Source organism: Kitasatospora sp. NPDC057512, assembly GCF_042802135.1.
GTDB lineage: Bacteria > Actinomycetota > Actinomycetes > Streptomycetales > Streptomycetaceae > Kitasatospora.
On the sequence record NZ_JBHVET010000999.1, the window covers coordinates 1 to 2,457 of the forward strand.

At 75.6% G+C, this 2,457-nt stretch carries 1 protein-coding gene; it reads right to left on the reverse strand.

What is annotated here, in order from left to right; translation table 11 throughout:
- On the reverse strand, positions 1-2,457 hold a 2,457-nt coding region (locus tag ACFU6K_RS36755; RefSeq protein ID WP_380670653.1), incomplete at both ends, for a hypothetical protein.

Below are 2,457 nucleotides of genomic sequence, written 5' to 3' on the forward strand. Positions count from 1 at the left end.
GGGGGGGGGGGGGGGGGGGGGGGGGGGGGGGGGGGGGGGGGGGGGGGGGGGGCGCCGCGGTCGGCGAGGGGGTCGGGGTCGGGCTCGGCGAGGGGGTCGCCGGTTCCAGCACCGGCAGGAAGGTCCGGGCGGAGTCGTCGTCGGGGTACGGGTCGACGATCGTCCCGGTGACGGTCCAGCCGAAGTCCGGGACGCCGGGCCGGGTGCCGACCAGGGTGGCCTTGATCCGGACCACCTGGCGCGGGGTCAGGGTGCCGAGTTCGCAGCGCAGGGCGGCCGCGTCGCACGTCCCGGTCGGGGTGGTCAGCTTGTCGAGCCGGGCGCCGGTCGGCACCGAGACGGTGAGGGCGGTGCCGGGTGAGGGCGCGGGGCCCTTGTTGGTGACGGTGATGGTCACCTCGGTGCTGCCGTCGACGGGGACGGCCGGGGTCCGCTCGGGCACGCTGACCGCCAGGTCGACGGACTGCTGGACGGCCGGCTCCTTCTGGCGCCCCGGCAGCCGCCAGTCGAGCTCGGTGAGTTTGGCGGTGGCGAAGTCGTAGACCTTGAGCCCCTCCGGTGAGCTCGGCGGCGCGGCGCGGCGGGAGGTCAGGACCAGCTGCTCGCTGTTCGCCGTCCAGGCGACGTCGCGGGGCTGGAAGGGCCCGGTGGTGGGGCGGTCGGGCAGCGGCCGGGTGCAGGCGCCCTGGCCGAGCCCGGTGGGCACGACCACCGTGCAGCCCTCGCCGGTCGGCGAGGTGACGACCACCCCGTCCCGCTGGTTGTTCCCGCCGTCACCGGCCTTGCGGTTGAAGGCGATGCGGCGGCCGTCGGGGGCGAAGGCGGGGCTGTCGTCGATGACGTCGCAGCTGCCCGGGCAGGCCGTCCGGCTGAGGTCGGTCTGCCGGGTGAGGTCGTCGGCGGCGACGGTCCAGACGTGCAGGTTGCCGGCGTTCCCGTTGACCACCGCCGTCCGGGAGAAGGCGATCAGCTTGCCGTCGGGGGACCAGAACGGCTGGCCGTCGGAGGCGCCCTGCTGGCCGGCCGGCGGCTGGACGGTGCCGACGATCCTCCCGGTGGCGACCTCGGCGATCAGCACCCGGCCGGGCCGGGCCTGGTCCTGGCCGGTGGCCGGGGTGCTGCGGCTGAACACGATCAGCCTGCCGTCCGGGGAGATCGACGGGTCGGTGTCGCGGTCGTTCGGGCCGCGTCCGGCGAGGTTCATCGGCTGCGGGTCGGCGCCGTCGCCGTCGGCGGTCCAGATCCGCTGGATCCGTCCGGCCGGGCCGTCCTCGTAGCGGGTGACCACGATCCGGCGGCCGTCGGGCGTGTAGGTCTGGCGCTCGTACCAGGGGTCGAAGCCGGGGCGGGGGTGGAACAGCGGGTCGGCGCCCGGGTCGGTGCTGGTGTTGTCGGCGGCGGCCGGGTCCTCGCGGAGCACGCTGATGCCGAGGTCGCGCGGGTCGGAGCCGTCGGGAAGGACGTCCTCGACGTCGGCGACGTTGGCGCCGGAGGCGCTGGTCTGCTCGACGACGGGGCCGCCCTCGTTCTGGGTGCCCAGCCAGGTCGGCGTGGCGATCAGCCGGTTGGCGCGGTAGAGCACCTTCGGCGCTTCGCAGTTACAGGTCAGCGCGCGGTAGAGGTTCACCACCGGCGGCCGGGACGGGTCGGGCTGCGGGGTCGGGTCGTTGGGGTCGAGCAGGTCGGCGCTGAGGAAGAGCACCCCGCTGCCGTCGGCCATCCAGCCGGCGGAGCCGGTCTTCCAGGTGGAGCCTGTGCCGGGGAAGAAGGCCTTCTCGGTGCCGGTGGGTGTGGTGAGGACCAGGGTCCGGCCCTGGGCGCCCTCGTCCCGGGTGTAGACGATCTCGTTGCGGTGGGCGTCGTCGTTCACCGGGTTCCAGGCCGGGTCGACCGCGTCCCCGCTGGTCACGCTGGTGACCTTGACGGGCGCGCCGCCCTCGAACGGCCGCAGGTAGATCTGACGGTGCGACGGTTCGCCGTCGCAGGAGTACGCGATCCACTTGCCGTCGGGCGAGACGGTGGGGTGGGTCTCGTCGGCCGCGCCCTCGGTGATCCGGCGCAGTCCGCTGCCGTCCCGGTTGACGGCCCACAGGACGTGCCGGGTGCCGCCGTCTCCGGCGCGGGGCTCCAGGGCCTCGAAGACGACGCCCTTGCCGTCGGGGGCCAGGGCGGGGTGGGCGGTGTCCATGCCGGTGGTGAGCCGGTGCACCGCGCCGGCCGCGTCGCGCAGGTACACCTGGGGCAGCGGGCTGTCCCGCAGGCTGGTGAAGACGAGTTCGCCGCCGCGGGCGGACGGGTCCCGGTCGAAGTGGATCGGGCCGGGCCCGAACAGCGGGGTGCTGTCCGTCATGCCGGTCACCCGGCCGAGGCCGCGGTGGTCGGTGCCGGCGAAGACGATCCGTCCGGCCGCCGGGTCGACGGCGGCTGCCGGGGCCGCGGCGGCGCCCTGCCCTCCGG